This is a genomic window from Faecalispora sporosphaeroides DSM 1294 (genome assembly GCA_000383295.1).
Taxonomy (GTDB): domain Bacteria; phylum Bacillota; class Clostridia; order Oscillospirales; family Acutalibacteraceae; genus Faecalispora; species Faecalispora sporosphaeroides.
Genome location: KB911067.1, coordinates 117,102 through 135,037, shown reverse-complemented (window position 1 = coordinate 135,037; position 17,936 = coordinate 117,102). Strand labels below are relative to the sequence as shown.

General features: G+C 54.1%; 17 protein-coding genes. 7 read left to right on the top strand and 10 right to left on the bottom strand.

The features are described 5' to 3' along the window. Positions 1 to 29: 29 nt before the first annotated feature. The gene (locus G340_RS0104240; protein WP_020072417.1) at positions 30 to 1,478 is read left to right on the top strand and encodes a sigma-54 interaction domain-containing protein; all 1,449 of its coding nucleotides are present in this window, start codon (positions 30 to 32) and stop codon (positions 1,476 to 1,478) included. Between the two features lie 341 nt (positions 1,479 to 1,819). Here G340_RS0104240 and G340_RS0104235 read toward each other — a convergent pair whose 3' ends face one another. Beyond that, entirely contained in the window at positions 1,820 to 2,662 is an 843-nt protein-coding gene (locus tag G340_RS0104235) for a MurR/RpiR family transcriptional regulator (protein WP_020072416.1), read from the bottom strand. 166 nt (positions 2,663 to 2,828) lie between these two features. Here G340_RS0104235 and G340_RS0104230 point away from each other — a divergent pair, with 166 nt between their 5' ends. The 5 genes from G340_RS0104230 to G340_RS0104210 are packed head-to-tail and all read left to right on the top strand — an operon-like array spanning position 2,829 to position 8,218. Then, positions 2,829 to 3,608 carry a sugar phosphate isomerase/epimerase family protein gene (locus G340_RS0104230; RefSeq protein WP_020072415.1) on the top strand — a complete coding sequence of 260 codons (780 nt, stop codon included), beginning with the start codon at positions 2,829 to 2,831 and terminating at the stop codon, positions 3,606 to 3,608. Between the two features lies 1 nt (position 3,609). Next, positions 3,610 to 4,674 carry an ABC transporter substrate-binding protein gene (locus tag G340_RS0104225; RefSeq protein WP_020072414.1) on the top strand — a complete coding sequence of 355 codons (1,065 nt, stop codon included), beginning with the start codon at positions 3,610 to 3,612 and terminating at the stop codon, positions 4,672 to 4,674. Positions 4,675 to 4,734: 60 nt separating this feature from the next. After that, the gene (locus G340_RS0104220; protein ID WP_020072413.1) at positions 4,735 to 6,465 is read left to right on the top strand and encodes an ABC transporter permease; all 1,731 of its coding nucleotides are present in this window, start codon (positions 4,735 to 4,737) and stop codon (positions 6,463 to 6,465) included. Continuing rightward, positions 6,462 to 7,499, top strand: a complete 1,038-nt coding sequence (locus tag G340_RS0104215; RefSeq protein ID WP_020072412.1) for an ABC transporter ATP-binding protein — start codon at positions 6,462 to 6,464, stop codon at positions 7,497 to 7,499. The genes G340_RS0104220 and G340_RS0104215 overlap by 4 nt, the downstream gene beginning before the upstream one ends. Next, positions 7,496 to 8,218, top strand: a complete 723-nt coding sequence (locus G340_RS0104210) for a phosphatase (protein ID WP_020072411.1) — start codon at positions 7,496 to 7,498, stop codon at positions 8,216 to 8,218. Before G340_RS0104215 ends, G340_RS0104210 begins: the two co-directional genes overlap by 4 nt. Before the next feature lie 261 nt (positions 8,219 to 8,479). Here the strand turns inward: G340_RS0104210 and G340_RS0104205 are convergent, their stop codons facing one another. From G340_RS0104205 to G340_RS0104165, 9 genes are all read right to left on the bottom strand, one after another. Next, on the bottom strand, positions 8,480 to 8,884 hold the full coding sequence (locus G340_RS0104205; protein WP_020072410.1) for an RbsD/FucU domain-containing protein: 405 nt from the start codon (positions 8,882 to 8,884) through the stop codon (positions 8,480 to 8,482). A 15-nt stretch (positions 8,885 to 8,899) separates the two neighbouring features. After that, on the bottom strand, positions 8,900 to 9,514 hold the full coding sequence (locus tag G340_RS0104200; RefSeq protein WP_020072409.1) for a KpsF/GutQ family sugar-phosphate isomerase: 615 nt from the start codon (positions 9,512 to 9,514) through the stop codon (positions 8,900 to 8,902). A gap of 15 nt (positions 9,515 to 9,529) precedes the next feature. Continuing rightward, entirely contained in the window at positions 9,530 to 10,528 is a 999-nt protein-coding gene (locus G340_RS0104195) for a ribokinase (protein WP_020072408.1), read from the bottom strand. 16 nt (positions 10,529 to 10,544) lie between these two features. Then, positions 10,545 to 11,015: a YhcH/YjgK/YiaL family protein gene (locus G340_RS0104190; protein ID WP_020072407.1), complete on the bottom strand. Its 471-nt coding sequence runs from the start codon at positions 11,013 to 11,015 to the stop codon at positions 10,545 to 10,547. Next, on the bottom strand, positions 11,012 to 12,067 hold the full coding sequence (locus G340_RS0104185; protein WP_020072406.1) for a sialidase family protein: 1,056 nt from the start codon (positions 12,065 to 12,067) through the stop codon (positions 11,012 to 11,014). The genes G340_RS0104190 and G340_RS0104185 overlap by 4 nt, the downstream gene beginning before the upstream one ends. 6 nt (positions 12,068 to 12,073) lie before the next feature. Continuing rightward, positions 12,074 to 12,907 (bottom strand): carbohydrate ABC transporter permease, encoded by an 834-nt coding sequence (locus tag G340_RS0104180; protein WP_020072405.1) that lies wholly within the window; start codon positions 12,905 to 12,907, stop codon positions 12,074 to 12,076. Positions 12,908 to 12,910: 3 nt separating this feature from the next. After that, on the bottom strand, positions 12,911 to 13,846 hold the full coding sequence (locus G340_RS0104175; protein WP_020072404.1) for a carbohydrate ABC transporter permease: 936 nt from the start codon (positions 13,844 to 13,846) through the stop codon (positions 12,911 to 12,913). 86 nt (positions 13,847 to 13,932) lie between these two features. Then, positions 13,933 to 15,258 carry an ABC transporter substrate-binding protein gene (locus G340_RS0104170; protein ID WP_020072403.1) on the bottom strand — a complete coding sequence of 442 codons (1,326 nt, stop codon included), beginning with the start codon at positions 15,256 to 15,258 and terminating at the stop codon, positions 13,933 to 13,935. Between the two features lie 68 nt (positions 15,259 to 15,326). Further along, positions 15,327 to 16,253: a dihydrodipicolinate synthase family protein gene (locus G340_RS0104165; protein ID WP_020072402.1), complete on the bottom strand. Its 927-nt coding sequence runs from the start codon at positions 16,251 to 16,253 to the stop codon at positions 15,327 to 15,329. Between the two features lie 330 nt (positions 16,254 to 16,583). Between G340_RS0104165 and G340_RS0104160 the strand changes: the two genes are divergently transcribed. Continuing rightward, complete coding sequence (locus G340_RS0104160; protein WP_020072401.1) at positions 16,584 to 17,354, top strand: IclR family transcriptional regulator; 771 nt, start codon at positions 16,584 to 16,586, stop codon at positions 17,352 to 17,354. Positions 17,355 to 17,936: the final 582 nt, after the last annotated feature.

Here is a 17,936-nt window from a genome sequence, read left to right as displayed (position 1 = left end):
AGCTGTTGATTCGATGGGAGGCATGGTCAATGCAGGATGTTTCGTCCTTTCAGGAGTTGTGCGACGCACTGCCTTTTACTGAAGTTCTGGATAATATCGACACCGGAATCGCCCTCTACGACGCACAGGGGAACTTTATTTTCATGAACACCGTGATGGTCAACTGGCGGAATATTCCCCGCAGGGAATACCTGAACATGAATGTCCACGACTTCAGCCATGTACTGGACGTCTCTGTGTTCGACCTGGTCTGCCGGGAAAAGCGCCGGGTCAGCCGCCTGCAGTACTACAAGGATTTTCAGCAGGTAGACGGCCCCACGCGGATGCGCATCGTCATCGGCACGCCGATCTTCGACGGTCAGGGCAACGTCAAGTACGTCGTCACCACACTGCAGGATGTGCAGGCCTTTGAGGATTTGTATCACACGCTGCTCAATGATCACAAAATTCTTGCGTCCAAAGAAATAGGCCAGGCGGAACAGGTCAGCATCATCGCCAAGAGCCCGAAATTCCGGCAGCTGCTTTCGGTGGCCGAAAGCATTGCGCCGCTGGATTCTACGGTGCTGATCTATGGGGAATCCGGCTGCGGCAAAGAGGTCATCGCCCACTATATCCATGAGCACAGCGACCGAAAGACCAAGCCTTTGATCACCGTCAACTGCGCCGCTTTTCCCGAAAATCTGATCGAGGCGGAGCTGTTCGGCTATGAGAAGGGGAGCTTCACCGGCGCCAATCGGGAGGGCAAGACCGGTCTTGTGGAATCCGCCGACGGCGGCACCCTGTTTTTGGACGAACTCAATTCGCTCCCCATGAACGTGCAGGGCAAGCTGCTGCGATGTCTGGAGGAAAAGAGCGTCCAGCGCATCGGTGCCACCCGGGCCAAAAAGGTGAATTTTCGCCTGATTGCCGCCACCAATCAGAATTTGGAGGAAATGGTGCGCGGGGGCACTTTCCGTGAGGATTTATACTACCGCATCAACGTCATTCCCCTGACCATCCCGCCGGTGCGGGAGCGCAGGGAAGATATTGTTCCGCTCTGCCTGTATTTTCTGCACCATTTCTGCCAGAAGTATAATCTGCAGAAAAGCTTCTCCGACGAGGTACTGGAGGAGGCCCGGAACTACAGCTGGCCCGGGAATGTGCGGGAAATCCGCAATTTTGTGGAGCGGATGGTCGTCATGACTCCGCACGCTACCCGCGAGATCAGCAGCATTCCCTCCGGTATGCTCTCCAACCAGGCGGATACCGCCCGGCAGTACCCTGCCCAATCCGCCGCGTTCTCCATCGCCCGCAGCCGGCCAAGGCAGCGCTCCGACGGCCCGAGCCGGGAGGAGGTGCTGGCCGCGTTGACTGCCTGCGCCAACCATCGCGAAAAGGCGGCGCAGTACCTGGGAATCTCTCGCCGAAAGCTGCAGTACAAGATTCGGGAGTACCATCTTCCCTCCCGCTGTCAATATCAGGATGAGGATGAAAAATAATTTTCATTTCATAATATGAGAAAAAGCGTCTCCCGTTTCTTGAAAAACAGGAGACGCTTTTTCTGGAGGGGCAGGATGGCCCCGTTCGCTTCAAGCGGATTTCGCCATGCCGCGAAAGATTCAAAAAAAGAACAATACGGCCGCCGAAACTGTTCCGGCGGCCACATCTGTTCTTTAGGTGATTTTTTGAGTTTGAATGATTCAGGATGGTTTTTTCTATTCTTTTTCACCTTAGCGTCGGGCCAAACCCACGAAAAGGCATTACAGGAAAAAGCACGGAGGCCTCGTTTTGCAAACAACCTGAAAGCGTGTTGCCGCCCATTTCAGCGAGCGCTTTCCCGTTACCGGCGAATATATTTCTGGTATTTGTTTCTCAAGTCGTTTAACTGATTGATCCTTGCCATGGAGTCAAAAGACTCCATGGCAATTTTAATGATCAGGCTGTCCACAACGGCCATTAAAGACACCATGGAATGGTATTCCGTCGGTTCGCCCCGATAGCAGTAGAGAAAGGCCTCCGAATTTTGCAGCCCGTTCGCCAGAAGATCGCTGAAAATCACGCAGGAAAATCCCACGTGGCTTTTTTGGGCGAGCAGAACGGTCGTTTCCGCTAAAACGCGGCCAAAGCAGAAGATCAGAACCAGATCTTCCTTTCGGATATTATTCAGGGATTCGTATAAAGCGGACCCTCCCTCCATGAAAATCAGCTCAATTCCAAACCGGCGCAGACGGTATTTCATCACATGGGCGATCCCGAAGGAAGCGTCCGGCGCGAAAACATAGATTTTCTGCTTTTGTGCGATCAGATGCGCCGCTGTTTCAATTGCTTCGGGCGAGATCAGTTTCATCGTTTTTTCCAGCGTGTTTACCTGCATGTCAATGTTATTTACCATCCAGTCGCTGGGCTCCCGATCCGAGTCGGCGAGGGAGGAGAGGGTGTTTTTTACCTTTGAGGCGGGGGTGGTGCTGCTTTGAGAGAGCTGTGCTCTTTTAAACTCCTTGAAATTAAGAAACCCGATTTTGGGCCAAAACCTGCCGACGGTAGCGAGGCTCACGCCCACCTTTTTAGAGATATCGCTGGCCGTTTCGCAGTAAAGCGCCGTTTCGTTGCTCATCAGATAATTCAGGATCAGATGGTCGGCCTTGGTAAAGCCGCCCTGATTGCTGTCGGATAAATAAATCATGCGGATGCCTCCTTTCCTTTTTATTATAAGGATTTTCTTCAAAAATGAAAGTTATTTTTCATTAAAAAATTTATGAAAATTATTAATCATCGCATAACGGTTTGATAATGTGATTTTAATGTTGAGGGAATATGATAAGTGCAGCACTGAAAGGGGAGGACGGCTGGTGAATTCCATTTATTTTTCTTCTACGCTGATGTGGAGCGCGTCCCTGCCCGAATTGTTCCAGGCCGCCCGCACGCTTGGCGCCCGGGGAATCGAGTTTTGGGCGCAGCAGTTTGAAAGCCGGGACTATTGCGCAGAGGAATGCCTTCGGCTGATAGAGGAGTACCAGATTGAGGCGTTTGTGCACAGCAAAACATGGGATTTGAATTTCGCTTCGATGAACCGGTGCATTCGGGAGGCCTCGATCCGCGAAATCAAGTCCTCCATCGATCTGGCTGGCAGGCTGCATGCCCCGGAAATCACCGTGCACCCACCGCGGGAATCCCTTTGCGGGGAGCTTCCGCTTTACCGGGAGCTGGCGTATCGGGGTCTTGAGGAGCTCCTTTTGTATGCGCGCGGCAAAAATGTGGATGTGTCGCTGGAGGTGATGGAGAAAATTCCAAAGGAAATGATGACCTCGCGCCGGCAGGTTCAGGAGCTGACGCGCGACCTGTACCCGGAATTTTTTTATACGGTGGATGTAGCTCACTGTGATGACGCGGCGGAGGTGAAGGATTTTCTTTTAAAGCTCCCCCGCATATCAAAGCTGCATATCAGCAACCGCCGCGGAGCCAAGTATCACACGCCGCTTTCGGACGGGGATTTTTCGTTCCCGGAGCTGTGGCCGGTGTTGCAGGGCAGCCATCTTCCCATGGTGGTGGAAGGCCTTGATCGCTCGAAGGAATATACCATGCTGTACGAAAACATGAACTATATTCAAACAATCAAAAGGAGAGTCTGAAATGAAATCAAACAGAAAAATCGCGGCGGGAATTCTTACTTTGTGTATGCTGGCGGGTTTTGTGGGGTGTTCCGGGGCCGGTTCCACCTCCTCGCAGAGCGGCGCGGCGTCATCCGCCGCAAATCCTTCTGCGGCACAGCAGCCGGAGAAGCTGAAAGGGGAGGTAACGCTTTACACCTCTCAGCCGGAACAGGATGTACAGGCCCTGATTGAAGCGTTCAACCAAAAACAGCCCGACGTAAAGGTGAATGTGTTCCGCAGCGGCACCGAAGAGGTCGTCAGCAAAGTGCTTGCGGAAAAAAAGGCGGGCGCGGTCAAAGCGGATCTGCTCCTGGTTGCGGATGCGGCCACCTTTGAATCCCTCAAGTCCGAAAACCTGCTCATGAGCTACGAGTCCCCCGAGCTCAAGGGAATCAGCAGCGATTATTACGATGCGGAACATACCTACACCGGCACCAAAATCATCTCCACGGGGATTGTCATCAATACCGACATGGTCAAAAAGGCGCCGACCGGCTACAAAGACCTGACGGACGCCGCCTATCGGGACAGCCTGATCATGCCGAGCCCGCTGTACTCCGGCGCCGCCGCTTATAACCTCGGCGTTCTGGTCAGAACAAACGGAATCGGCTGGGACTTTTACAAGGCCCTGAAGGCAAACGGAATTTCTGTACAGCAGGGCAACGGCGCTGTGGAAAAAGCGGTGCTGGCCGGTCAGAAATCCTGCGGAATCGTGGTGGACTATCTGCCGCTGCGCGATAAGGCCAAGGGCTCGCCGGTCGAGTTCATTTACCCCAGCGAAGGCTCTTTGAGCGTGACGGAGCCGATCGGAATTGTAAACGGAACTCCGAATGAGGCGCAGGCCAAAGCGTTTGTGGACTTCATTTTATCCGATGACGGCCAGACGGCCACCTCTGTGATCGGGTACACGCCGATCAAGTCCGGAATCAAGGCGCCGGAGGGATTCAAATCCGTCGACGAAATCAAGAATCTGACCTACAATATTTCGGAGCTTGTCAAAACACGGGACGGCGACAAACAAGAGTTCAGCAAACTGTTTGGCTAAAAACCGGGTGAATGCATAAAAGGCTGCGGTTTTCCGCAGCCTTTTTGGAGGTTGATAAAAATGAAAAAAAGGAATCTGATGCTTCAAACGGTTGGCTGCGTTGCGGTCGCCTTCCTGTTTTTGGTTCCGCTGTGGCGACTGGTGCTGATGAGCTTTACGCAGCACGACGGCAGCTTCAGCTTCGGCAATTACACTGCGCTGCTTCAGGAGCCGCGCACGCTTCGCGCCATTGGAAACACGGTGGTCATCTCTTTGGCGGCCACCGCGCTTTCCACCGTTCTGGGCGTTCTGTTTGCCTTTGTTGTCGCTTACCTGAATATCCGGCGCAAAAAGCTGCTCGAGCTGCTTGTGCTGGCGCCCTTCATCATTCCATCCTATGTGATCACAATTTCATGGACCAGCGCGCTGGCCGGGAACGGCGAGGTGAACCGGCTCCTGCGGCTGCTGCACCTTGGCCCCGTGAACCTGTATTCGCTGGGCGGGATCATCTTCATCCTCGGCATCTGCAATATTCCGCTGGTGTATCTCACCACCGTGAACATGCTGCGGAAAATCCCGCGGGATCTGGAGTGGGCCGCCCGCGCCTCGGGCTGCGGCCAATGGGAAACGCTGCTGCGGATCAATCTTCGGCAGGCGGCCCCGGCGATCATCGGCGGCAGCGTGCTGGCCTTTCTCTCGTGTATCGACAATTTTTCCGTTCCGGCCTTTCTCGGGATACCGGCCTCCATCCCCGTACTCAGCACCTATATTTATGAAAAGGCGATCAGCTTCGGCTCGCAGGCCTTTTCCATGGCCTCCGCTCTGGCCGTCATGCTGTCTGTCGTGGCGATCGCCGGGTCGCTGGGAATTTCCGCCTTTTCGCAAAAAGAAAAGCAGGCCGACAGCATCCGCGCGGATTTTTCGGAGCGCATCCTTTTGAAGGACAAAACGAGAAGATGGGTGGAATGGATCAGCATCGGGGTCTTTGCGGTGATCGATCTGGTTCCCCTGCTCACGATGACCGCCGCTTCCTTTCAGGACCTGTACGGCCAGAGCTTTTCGCTCAAGAATTTCTCGCTGCAAAACTATCGGTTCCTGTTTACGAACAGCGGTATATCCAGCGCCGTCGGCAACAGCCTGATGCTTTCGCTCGTCACCTGCGCGGTCTGCATTCTGGTCGGCACGGCGGCGGCGTATCAAAAGCTGCACGGGAGCGGCCCGGCGGTTCGCCTGCTGGAAGCCTGCTCCTCCCTCACCTACGCGATTCCGGGCATCGTGCTGGCGCTGGCCATGATCTTTCACTGGTCCGCGATTCCGGGTGTTTACGGCAGTATCCAAATCCTGCTGGTTTCTTATGTGACGCGGTACCTGATCCTTCAGGTGAAGGGGAGCTCGGCGGCAATGCTTTCCGTCCACCCGTCGCTGGAGGAAGCGGCGCATGTGTCGGGCAGCGGGAACGCGCGGATGTGGAAGCGAATTTTGATTCCCCTGCTGTTCCGGCAGACCATTTCGAGCTCTCTTCTGATTTTTGTCTCCGCCCTGACCGAAATGACGCTGTCTTCCATTCTGGCATCCGCCGGTACCAAAACGATCGGCCTGAGCGTGTTTAATCTGCAGCAGTCCGGCGATTACAACCTTGCGTACGCGTTTTCTGTTCTGATCGTTCTTTTGATCATTTGCGGATATGCACTGGTTCAGTATGTGTGCCGGGAACCGGTGAAAAAGGAAAAGTGCGAAAGAAGGCGGAATGCGGGGCTGCTCCGCCTGTATCCCCTCAAAGCATCCCAAAAGATGGAGGAATCTGCTTTATGAGCCTGAAGATCAGCGGTTTATCTAAGAAGTACGGCGACCACCCGGCGCTGTGGAAGGTGTCTGCCGAGATTGAGGACGGCGAGTTCGTCTGCATCCTTGGCCCCTCCGGCTGCGGCAAAACCACCCTGTTGCGGCTGGTGGGGGGCTTTGAGCAGCCCACCGAAGGTTTTATTTATGCGGGAGATGTGCTATACTCTTCTCAAGAGGAATGCATTCCGGTGGAGCGGCGGGATTTGGGCATGGTGTTCCAGTCGTTTGCGCTGTGGCCCAATATGACGGTGCGCCAGCACGCGGAATTCCCCCTGCGGCAAAAGAAATACGCGCGAATGGATGCGGCGGAAAAGCAGAAGCTGATTGACCGTACGCTGGAGAGCGTCGGTCTTGCAGCGCTCTCCGGCCGCTACCCGGATGAGCTCTCCGGCGGGCAGAAACAGCGCGTTGCGCTGGCGAGGGCCATCATCACAAAGCCGAAAATTCTGCTGATGGACGAACCCCTCAGCGCTTTGGACGCCGAGCTGAAAATCAGCATGCGAAAAGAGATTCAGGACATTCACCGCATGACCGGGGCGACGATTCTGTATGTTACACACGACCAAAGCGAGGCGCTTGCCATGGCGGACCGCATCATGATCCTGAAAGACGGCGAAGTGGAGCAGATCGGCACGCCGAAAGAAATTTATCTGCACCCCCGTACGCCGTTCGCCGCAACCTTCGTCGGCAAATACAATTTGTTCCGCGGAACCTGGGACAGCGACCGCTTTTACGAGGAAAGCTCGCGCGTCTGCTTCCCCGGCCAAACCGTGGGGCCGGAGCTGAAAAAGCTGGGGCTGTACCCCGTGCGGCCCGATCAGCTCCAAATCGAAAAGCAGGGGAACGGAATCCCCGGAAAAATCAGGAACCGGCAGTACTGCGGGCGCGAGATTCATTATTCCGTTGAAAGCGCCGGAAATTTGATTACGGTGTATGCGCCCATCCAGACCAGCTACGACTTAAATGAATCGGTGGTTCTCATCAAAAAGGAGGAGATAGGTTGAAGGCACTGTTTGATCTTCACACACACACGCTGGCCAGCGGCCACGCGTACAGCACCCTGAAGGAGAATATAGAAGAGGCGGGGCAAAAGGGCCTTTGGGCAATCGGTACCAGTGACCACGCGGAAAAAATGCCCGGGGCCAACCCCAATGTCTTTATTAACTATAAAGTCGTACAGAAATCCTTGCAGGGAGTTCGGGTTTTCTGCGGAATGGAAGCGAATATCTGTGATTTCGACGGCACGATCGACGCGCCGGAAGCCCTGCTGCAAAGATTGGATTACGTCATGGCAAGCCTGCACACCCCGTGCATCCCAAGCGGAACCGCCGAACAGAACACGGCGGCGCTGATCGGCGCGATGAGGAACCCCTATGTAAAAATCATCGCGCACCCCGACGACAGCCGGTATCCTTTGGATTACGAAGCGCTGGTACAGGCGGCCAAGGAGCTTGGAGTAGCGCTGGAGCTGAACAATTCTTCCCTGATCCCCGACTCCACGCGGCTCAACGGCAGGGAAAACGCCAAGGTGCTTTTGAATACCTGCAAACGCGTTGGAACGCCTGTAATTTTGGGGAGTGACGCGCATATCTGGTATGATGTGGGCCGCTTTGACGAGGCGTATGCCTTGCTGGAAGAAGTCGGTTTTCCGCAGGAACTGGTCTTAAACCTGAGTCCGGACGGAATCCGGGCCGTTTTAAACGAATCCTGCACCAGAATATAAATACGCGAAGTAGGCTGCCGGGCAGTGCTTGATCTGTACGGTACTCGCTGCCATGAGAATCTGATTTTCAAGTGCATCTTTTTCGTATTGATTCCCTTTAGAACGATTCCGTTCTAGACCATTTCCTTTCAAATGGTCTTATGTAAAGCAGCAGTGATCCCCCGCCTATGGCGGGGGATCACTGCTGCGTTACATAAGAGTACGATAAAACACCGGCCTTTTTTGCTTCTTTTGGACTTGCCAATCACGGGGAAAAGGGGGTCAGGCGACGCCGACCGTAATCAAAAGATTGGCAAAGGTACGCTTTTCGCCGGTGGAGATTGCAAGGCAAACGCAGGGCTGCTCACATGCGTCATAAAAACCGAAGCGGTCGATGCCATCCAGCTTCATGCCGCCGAGAAGAGTGCGAAATTCAGCGAAGATTTCCGGTTCTTCGCCGTCGGGAAGCATGACCTCGGCTTTTTCAACAGTGACGCAATTCAAAAGCGCCCTTAACACATCGGTGACGGTTGGAATTCCTTCCGTCAGCCCCAAATATACTTTGGCGGCGCCCCCGCTCTTTGCGCAGAGCGGGTAATTTCCGTCGGCGATCAAAATTTTATCCCCGTGCCCGCACAGGGAAAGCGCGCTCATGATTCCGGGATGAATGCATCCGGATTTCAGCATGCTCAGTCCCTCCTTTTATTTTTCGCCGTCCCGAAGCTGCCCCAGGGTTCCGCCAGGGTGCCACCGAACATATTCCTGCGGAGTGAGACCGCGTATGGTCTGTAAGTAGACGCTCAGTGCCTGCAATACATACATTTCCGCAAGAATCGAGGCACGGGGCGCGCGGTTCAGCGGCCCGCCCTCCTGTGTGACATTGGCCAGCAGGGTTGCCCCGGCGTTCTTTGCCAGCCAGGATTCGGGGTTGCCGGTAACAGCAATGACACGGCAGTCGTTGTTTTTGATGGCGGTTACGGTAGCTTTCAGCTCCGCGGTTTCTCCACTGTTGGAAATGCAGATGACGACATCCCCGGCGACAAGCTGGCCGCAGGAGCCGTGCACCGCCTCGGTTCCATGCAGAAAATAGGTTGGGGTGCCGGTGGAGGAGAGCAGGGAGGCCATGTAAGCGGCCACATGAGAGGGCTTGCCGATGCCCGTAATATGAACGCGGCCCCCGTTTTTTTGCGCCTGAAGAATCAGCTCGGCAGCCGGTTCCAGGCTTTCCGGCGTGATGGAGGGGATAAAGTGGCCGATCTCCTCGGCAGAGGTTTGCTGAAATTGACGCAGGGCCTGGCGAGTTCCTTCCGATATCATAAATATGTCTCCCTTCTATTTCAGACCATCCAGAGCCGAGAGGCGGAAGGTCAGATCGTTTTCCCGCTGCAGGAGCGCAACGACTTCCGGAAGCTTTGGCAGGGACGGCTGTGCGCCCATGCGCGAAACCGTGAGCGTTGCGGTGTAGTTGGCAAAATGGAGCGCGTCCTTATGGCTGAGCCCCGCGCAAACCGAAGCGGTAAACGCGCCGACAAAGGAGTCTCCGGCCGCGGTGGGGTCTTTTACCTCAACCACGTCGATGCACGGCTCATAGAGGAATTCTTCCCGATTTGCCACAGCGGCGCCCGCGTTCCCGAGTGTGATCACAACGTTTTTGACGCCCTTTGCCAGCAAAATATCTGCGGCCTTATGAACGTCGTCCATGTTCACCCGCTTCCCGTCTTTCCGAATGGGGATGCCGGTCAGGTCGGCCGCCTCATGCTCGTTGGGCGAAATATAGGTCAAATGCGAGAGCAGTTCATCGGAGAGCGGGGCGGAGGGCGCGGAGTTCAGCATAACCGGAACGTTTTTTTCATAAGCGTACGCGGCCACCAGCTCGTTGATCTGCATGGGGATTTCCAGCTGGAGCATCACCATATCGTATTCGGCGACGGAATCTTTCAGGAACGCGACGTCCTCCGGGCGGATCGCCATGTTGGCGCCGGAGACCACAATGATGCGGTTGCGTGTGGTTCCGTTCCGAACCTCAAGCTGCACGTTGCCGATGGCGGAGTGTGTCGTGCCGTCCACAGAAACGAACTCCGTGTTGACGCCCGCCTCCCGGCAGGAGGCAATCAGTCTGCGCCCGAAATCGTCATCCCCGACTCTCCCGGCCATTGTTACCTGCGCGCCGAGGAGCGCCGCCTGAACCGCCTGATTTGCTCCTTTTCCGCCGGGCGCCGTCTGGTAATCCAGCCCCAGCACCGTTTCCCCCGCGTTGGGGAACTGCCCCGTCTTTACGATCAGGTCCATCACAAAACTGCCAACGACAAGTATTTTCGGTTTTCGTGACATATGGATCTCTTCTTTCTCAGGATTTTCCTTCGGGTATTCTAATCTTTATCACCGCCTTCTTGATTTGCTCCGGGGCGTCCGCGCACACAAGGGGCATGTGGGCGTCCTGCGGGAAGCAGACGACGAAGTTCCCCGGTGCCATCGGCACAAAGAACCCCTGCCCGTTGTCCCGGTAAAACGCGATGTCTCGGCCTGAATCATACGGCTCCTCCACAGTGAGCGATTCGTTGCTTTGGATCCCGATCCGCTCGCTGCCGGAGAGGAGGGATTGAATGTCGATGTAGCGCCGGTGCGATTCCCAGCGGCCTTCCGCACGGCTGCGGGTGCGAGGAGATTGAATCAGCACAAAGACCGCATCGACGTCAATCGGGTATTTCCCCGGTTCCAGAGCGGCCAGGTCTGTTCTTTCCAGGTAACGCAGCGCAAGATCAAACAGGGGAGACAGCCCGCGGTAAGAAAGCAGGCTGCCGCAGTGGTCGTAAATCATACTCCCGCCTCCTTTCCTTGCTCCTCCAGCTCAAAATGCCAGAGGGAGATGTCCTTTCGGCAGTTGGTGTAGGTGACGAACAGAGAATTGCCGCTGCAATTGACAGAAGGGTACGAATATTCTCCCTCCGCTTCCTCCAGCGTGAAAACGTCCTCCCAGGTTTGCCCGTTATCCTTTGAAAGGGCCAGCCGCAGGGGGAAGCGCGGGCCCCAGTTTTCGCCCACCGGGTTGTAAACCAGAAACAGGCGTCCGTCAGCCGTTCGGGCAAGGTCGATGCCACTGTTGTTGTTCGGCAGGCTTGTGGCATAGCCCTCACACCAGGTTTCGCCGCTGTCCTGTGAATCGCTGCGGGCGATAAAGCCCTCCGACGTGCGCAGGAGCATATGCACCCTACCGGGTTCGGATTCCCACAGGGTGGGCTGAATGGCGCCCCGGCCGGTGAAGGACTGTTCCGAAACCGGAATCTCCTGATAGGTTTCGCTTTTTGTTCCCGTTCCGGCAAGGGGGATGAAAACCTCGCTGCTTCTGCTCCAGGTTTTTCCCTCGTCATCCGAGCGGTCGGCAAAGCTGCGCCACTGCCCGTTTTCCAGCGATGCCGGAGCCAGCCAGCGCCCGCTCGAAAGGACGATCAGCTTATTGCGCACGGGGCCGCGGCCGCCGGCGTCGCCGGAGACAAGCTCCCGCGCGGGCGACCATGTGCGGCAGCCGTCCTGAGATATGGAAACCCAGGTCTGCCAGGAGGAAATCTCTCTTCCAATCTTGAAGAATAACCAGACGGAACCGCTCTTCTGCACAAAGAGGACCGGGTTCCAGTGAGGCAGACCGTTCTGCTGAAGAATCTGCGGCTTTTGCCACCTGCCGCCGCTGCGCCTCGCGCCCCAAATGGCGACGTCGTCCGCGCCCTCGCGGCTGCCGGCGAACCAAGCGCAGAAGAAGTCGCCGTTTGGAAGAATGGCCAGAGAGGAAGCGTGGCAGGATGCAAACGGGGGCTGCTGCCCCAGAATGCTTTCTTTTTCAATCTGCCGGAACTGTCTGGCGGTGTCTGTTTTCATTTTGTGTCACCCCTTAATCCCCGACGTTGCAATTCCCTCCACAAAATACCGCTGCAGCAGCAGGAAGACGACCATGGTTGGAATAATGGCCATACAGCAGGCCGCCAGTGCGGTGCCGTACTGGAACTGCGCATTGGAGTTTACCGAACCCATGAACTGAGCGATCCCGACCGGGAGCGTCAGCATTTTGTCGGAGCGGATGGCGATCATCGGCCACAAGAAGCTGTTCCAGTTTGCGATAAAGGTCAAAATCGTAACGGTAGAAAGCGCCGGCTTGGAGAGCGGCAGCATGATCTTGAGAAAAATCGTGAATTCGCCGCAGCCGTCGATGCGGGCGGCTTCCTCCAGCTCGCGCGGCAAACTCTTGAAAAAGCTGGTCAGTATGAAAATACTGGTCACGTTCGCCGCGGAAGGGAAGATAATGGAGGCATAGGTGTTGAGCAGGCCGATCTTGGCGCACATCAAATACAGCGGGATCATGTATGCCTGAATGGGGATCAGCAGCATGGTGACGATTGTGCCGTAAATCAGCTTGCGCCCGCGAAATTCAAAGCGCCCGAGCGCGTAAGCCGCGAGAGACGACAGAAAAAGAATCATCAGTGTGCCGCAAACGGCAGTAATCAGGCTGTTGGCCCCCCAGGAAAGGTAGGGGTATTTTTCCAGCACGGTGGTATAGTTGGAAACCGTGAAGGTGTCCGGAATCCATTTGGGCGGGTAACTCAGAATTTCGCTCTCGGGCTTTATCGAGCAGGCCAGCGCCCAGGCGAGTGGAAACAGAAACACAACGCAGATTACAATCAGAAGAATGTATTTCAGACTTTGTCTCATTCCCTTTTCCATTTTTTACACCCCCTCGTCCACTTTCAGAAATTTGTTCTGAATAAAGATCATGATGACAAGGATGATGAGTACGGCGACTTCGATTGCGGAGCCGTAGCCCATCTCGTAGTTTTGAAACGCAGAGGTATACAGGTACTGCACCATCGTTAGGGTAGAGGTGCCGGGCCCGCCGTTTGTCATCACGTAAATCTGGTCGAACAGCTGCACGGTGTTCACCATTGTGAGGGTGACGACCATGGAGGTGGTCGGTTTGAGGAGCGGCAGGGTGATTTTCATAAAGGTTTGAAAACGCGTGGCCCCGTCAATTAAAGACGCCTCGTACAGCTCCTTGGGGATTCCCTGAAGACCCGCAAGAAACAGAATGGTGTTATATCCCAAAAAGGACCAGATGATGACAATGGCGACGGAAATAAGGGCCACATGCTCATTCGTCAGCCAGTGTATCGCAGATCCTCCCATTTTCTTTATGTAAAAGTTCAATATGCCGAAATTGTTGTCGTACATCCAGTTCCAGATAATGCCTACGACCGCCGGAATCAGAACATAGGGGATGATTGCGACAACTCGGCCGACGTTTCTTCCCCGCATTTTTTGATTGAAAAAGGCAGCGAGCAGAAGGCTGAGGAGAATCAGGGGAGGCAGTGTCAGAACGAAAAAGATGAGCGTGTTGAGGATGGAGGTGTGAAAATTGCTGTCGGTCAGCATGCGCTTGAAGTTGTTGATTCCAATAAAGGACAGCGATCCGGCAAGATCCCATTTGAAGAAGCTGATGGCAATCCCCGCAATGCTCGGCCCAAGGCGGAACACGAGGAACACCGCCAGATACGGCAGCAAAAACAGCGCTGCGATTTTCCCCTGCGAGGCTCTCAGCGGCTTTGTTCCTTTGGTGCTGGTCAGGTTCCGGGCAGCTGCGCCCGAACTCATTTGTCTGTTGGACATACGCTTATCACTCCTTAGATGAGGAACAACATTCTAATAAAAGGGCGGGCAGCCTTGTGGGAGGTTGCCCGCCGAAAGAAATCAGGTTAGCCTGCCAGAACTTTATTGATGTCGCTCTCAAGCTGCTTTGTAATTTCTGCCGGGTCCTTGCCGTTCAGCATCGCGTTTTGTGCGGCGGTGAGAATCGGGCTCGGAGCCGCGCTGGAGAATATTTTGACGGATTTTTTGTGTGCGGGCAGGAACTTGACATAATCCAGCTCGCTGTTATAGGCGTCAATGCCCTTGATTTTTGTCGCGGCCTGCTGTGCCTTCACATTGGCGGGAATCTGGCCGGAAAGTGCCCATTCGGCGGAGTTGTCGGAGAGCCATTTGATGAAGGTCTGAGCGGCCTTGACCTTGTCGGCGTCCTTGTTATTCGGGATCGCCAGCAGTTCGGCCGCGCCCCACACTGCCTTTTGGCTGAAAATCTGCGGGTAAGCGGCGGTGTCCCAATCGAATTTGGCGGCGCTGTTCACGCCGGAGAGCTGCCAGTTGCCGTCGATTACCATCGCGACGGAGCCGGCCTTGAAGTCATCAATGGGTGATTTTTCGCCGGCGGGTGTCACCTTGTATTTGTAGACAAGATCCTCCAGGAACTGGAGGGCGGCGGAGGTTTTCCCGCTGTCGAGAGAAAGGGTGGTCATATTGTCCGTAAAGGGGTTGTAGCCCTGCTGGTTCATCAGTGCAAAAGTCTGGTAGAACGCGTGGTGATTCTGCAAAAAGCCGAAGCCGTACTGCTTGATGTTCGCGGCGTCAAAGCCGCTCTCCGTAGCATTTTTTCCGTTGGCGTCCACAGTGAGCTTCTGCGCGGCCGCAATCAGCTCTTCCTTGTTGGTGGGTGCGCTGGCAATGCCCGCCGCTTTGAACAGATCCTTATTGTAATACAAAGCGTGCATGTTCACGTCCAGCGGTATGCCGTACTGCACATCGTTCAGAATGGTGCCGTCCCAGGCGGTTTTAATGTAATCGGCGGCGTTCAGGTTCAGGCCCTTGATGGCGTCGGCGTTCAGAACGCCCATGTCGACAAACTGCCCGAGCTCAAATGTGTGCATGGCGACAACATCCGGAGTGGAGCCGGCCTGGTAGTCCGCAAGAAACTTGGTAAACATCTGCGACCACTGCAAAGAGGTAAAGGTAACCTGCACCTCGCTCTGGCTCTCGTTAAACTTTTGGACCAAAGCGCTCATTTTGTCCAGATCCCCGCCCGTCCAGCCGCCATAGTAATTGATGCTTACCGGGGCGGACGCGCTGCTGGAAGCGGCTCCTGAAGCAGCCCCGGAAGCGGTGCTGGCCGGTTGGCTGCCTCCCGCGCATCCGGAAAACAGAGAAGAAACCATTGCAATGCTTGCCAAAACGGCAATAATTTTTTTCATTTCTTTTCCTCCCAAATATTTTTTACAGTTGCGTTCCCGGGCCTGCTTTTGGTACGGCAACTGCAAATTTACGAAATTCCGAGTTGTACCTCCAGCCTTTTCGTCAGCTGGGCCAGTTGAGAAAGCTCAAGCAGTTCCGTTGCGGTTTGGATGCTCTGCCTGCCTTTTCGCGCGGCTTCTTTCATCGGCACGCCGACCATATTCAAATAACACTTTGCATTTGCGGGGTAATTTTTCAGCTCTATGTAAGAACATGCCGTTAAAATATTTTGTATAAAATCGGTCGTTTCGGGGTCGTCCTGCCAGTGCTTTACCAGCCAGGAATACAGCTTCATCTGAAAATTCGCCATCACGCCGCTGTAGCCCGAGCCGCCGCGCTTCATGCTTTCCACCAGGGTGGCCGTGTTGGCGTTGAACAGGTGAATTCCGCTGCCCTTTAAAATTTCAAGCTTTTCCCCAATCTGTTCCATATCGCAGCAGGTGTCCTTTAAAAAGGCGAAACGGCCGGTGGAAACGCAGTATTTTAAAATGGGGGGCGTCAGCACCCTCTTATAAGGAACCGGGCACTCGTAAAAGCCCAGCTTCACGTCTTTTGGCAGTTGCTCCAGCAGGCGTTCGAGGCGTTCAATAAAGACGTCGTCACTTTCGTTTTCCGCCGCAAGCCGGTTGCTGATGAGGATGACGGCGTCCACGTTTGTTTCGGCAATGCGGTTGAGCTCCTCGGCCTGATCCCGTAAATCGTAGGAAACATGGCCCGAGGCGATCACCGGGATTCTGCCGGCGGCTTTTTCCCGGACAAATCGAGTAAGCTTTACCCGCTCTTCCAAAGACAAATAAAAGATTTCGCTGGACTGGCAGGTTGCGAATAATCCGTCCGCCCCGTTTTGAATATACCATTCGATCAGCGCGCCAAGCGCGATGTAATCAATTTCGTTATCGCGGTTAAACGGGGTAATCATCGTCGGCCACGCCCCGTGTGCAAAGTTCGTACTCATATACGGTAGTCCCTCCAAGCTGTTAGGTTAAATTCTGCTTTTCCAAATGTGAAAATACTGCAAGTTCATTATTAATGAACGATGTTCTTTTATTTTGATTTTACTTGAATTTCATATATGTGTCAAGTTGTTTTTAAAATTTTTTATAAAAATATATAAAATACCCAATATGATGGCGAAAAGCTTTGCTGTTCCATAAAACTGAATTATATTCTGTGAGGAAGAATTGACTTTTTTGAAAGATGATTTATAATAAATGAATATAATTCTGTTATGTGGAACAACGTTCTCTTCATTTTGGAATACTGCGGATTTTGGAGGAATTACAAAATGCCTAACGAAGAAAATTACCCTGAAGGAGTAAAGGTTCGTTCTCTGTATAAGGCGGTAAAGCTGTTGGATTATTTTAATTCCGCCCATCCGGAACGGGGGATCAGTGAGCTGGCCGAGCTGAGCGGAATGCTCAAGAGCAGTGTTTATAATATTATGAGTACGTTTGAATGCTGCGGAGTGGTGGAAAAGGATCCGAAAACAAGCCAGTACCGTTTGGGTCTGAAGATTTTGGAATGGAGCAACGCGCTGAGCCAGAACGATATGTTTGGGCGCGTGATCCGCCCGTTTTTGGAAGAGCTGACCGACCGAACCGGCGAGACGGTTTTTTGGGCCACCCCTTACGGGACGAACATCATTTATCTGGAGGCGGCCTTTCCAAAGGGCGCGATGTCAGTGCGGTCGATCAAGGGCGTTGTGGCGCCGATGTACTGCACCAGCCTTGGAAAGGCGATTCTTTCCCGCATGGAGCCCTCTATGGTCGAGCAGGTGATCGCGGCGGGTCTGGAGGGGTTTACGCCGTATACCATCACGGACGCACAGCGTTTCCGCGAGGAGATCGATCACATTCGCGCGGTGGGGTATTCGGTGGATAATATGGAGCATGAATACGGCATCAAATGTGTGGGGGTTCCAATCTGCAACGGGCGCAACCAGGTGATTGGCGGAATCAGTCTTTCGGGCCCTTCCCTGCGCTTCAATGAGCAGCAGATTGTGGAATACGCAAAGCTGCTGAACGGATATGCGAATCAGATTCGCAACCGACTGTAACTCGGAAAGGCCGAGCAGAAAGATTCACAGGAAGCCTGCTCCGCTGCGGTTTTAAAAAACAAGTTGTGCAATAAAAAGCAAAACGGATTTTGAAAGAATCCCCGTTCCCTGTTTTCAGAGGAAAGCCCCAAAAGAGTGCAAGCTTGCGCTCTTTTGGGGCTTTTGGCTGTTGTAACTGATCACGCGCGGTTTCAACGGCAAACGCGGCGATTTATGGGATGAAGCACTGCCTTTGGCTCCTTTCCGCAGGGGCCGGGCATTGCGGGTGCCGCCTGGCCGCGGTGCGAATTCCTTTTGATTTATCTGTACGCGCAAAAGAAAAAAGCGTTCCGAAAATGACAATCGGAACGCTTTTTTGGGCTATTTGCAGCAATCTTCTGAGACATTATGATATGGTATTAAATGAATGATCCGAACGATCTGCTGCACCTGCTTCAAAAGCAATCGCAGCTAATTCAATAAAGCGTTGCAGCAATCTGTTATTTCAATTTCTATCCAATTGCTGCCGGCGAAAATAGTCGAAGCTGTCGCAGTTTATCCTAAACGAAGACCGCATCGATTTGACAAACTACGACAATTTTT

Coding starts and splice junctions, on each gene's coding strand:
- G340_RS0104240 (WP_020072417.1), top strand. CDS start 30: ATGCAGGATGTTTCGTCCTTTCAGGAGTTGTGCGACGCACTGCCTTTT.
- G340_RS0104235 (WP_020072416.1), bottom strand. CDS start 2,662: ATGATTTATTTATCCGACAGCAATCAGGGCGGCTTTACCAAGGCCGAC.
- G340_RS0104225 (WP_020072414.1), top strand. CDS start 3,610: ATGAAATCAAACAGAAAAATCGCGGCGGGAATTCTTACTTTGTGTATG.
- G340_RS0104220 (WP_020072413.1), top strand. CDS start 4,735: ATGAAAAAAAGGAATCTGATGCTTCAAACGGTTGGCTGCGTTGCGGTC.
- G340_RS0104215 (WP_020072412.1), top strand. CDS start 6,462: ATGAGCCTGAAGATCAGCGGTTTATCTAAGAAGTACGGCGACCACCCG.
- G340_RS0104205 (WP_020072410.1), bottom strand. CDS start 8,884: ATGCTGAAATCCGGATGCATTCATCCCGGAATCATGAGCGCGCTTTCC.
- G340_RS0104200 (WP_020072409.1), bottom strand. CDS start 9,514: ATGATATCGGAAGGAACTCGCCAGGCCCTGCGTCAATTTCAGCAAACC.
- G340_RS0104195 (WP_020072408.1), bottom strand. CDS start 10,528: ATGTCACGAAAACCGAAAATACTTGTCGTTGGCAGTTTTGTGATGGAC.
- G340_RS0104190 (WP_020072407.1), bottom strand. CDS start 11,015: ATGATTTACGACCACTGCGGCAGCCTGCTTTCTTACCGCGGGCTGTCT.
- G340_RS0104185 (WP_020072406.1), bottom strand. CDS start 12,067: ATGAAAACAGACACCGCCAGACAGTTCCGGCAGATTGAAAAAGAAAGC.
- G340_RS0104180 (WP_020072405.1), bottom strand. CDS start 12,907: ATGGAAAAGGGAATGAGACAAAGTCTGAAATACATTCTTCTGATTGTA.
- G340_RS0104175 (WP_020072404.1), bottom strand. CDS start 13,846: ATGTCCAACAGACAAATGAGTTCGGGCGCAGCTGCCCGGAACCTGACC.
- G340_RS0104170 (WP_020072403.1), bottom strand. CDS start 15,258: ATGAAAAAAATTATTGCCGTTTTGGCAAGCATTGCAATGGTTTCTTCT.
- G340_RS0104165 (WP_020072402.1), bottom strand. CDS start 16,253: ATGAGTACGAACTTTGCACACGGGGCGTGGCCGACGATGATTACCCCG.
- G340_RS0104160 (WP_020072401.1), top strand. CDS start 16,584: ATGCCTAACGAAGAAAATTACCCTGAAGGAGTAAAGGTTCGTTCTCTG.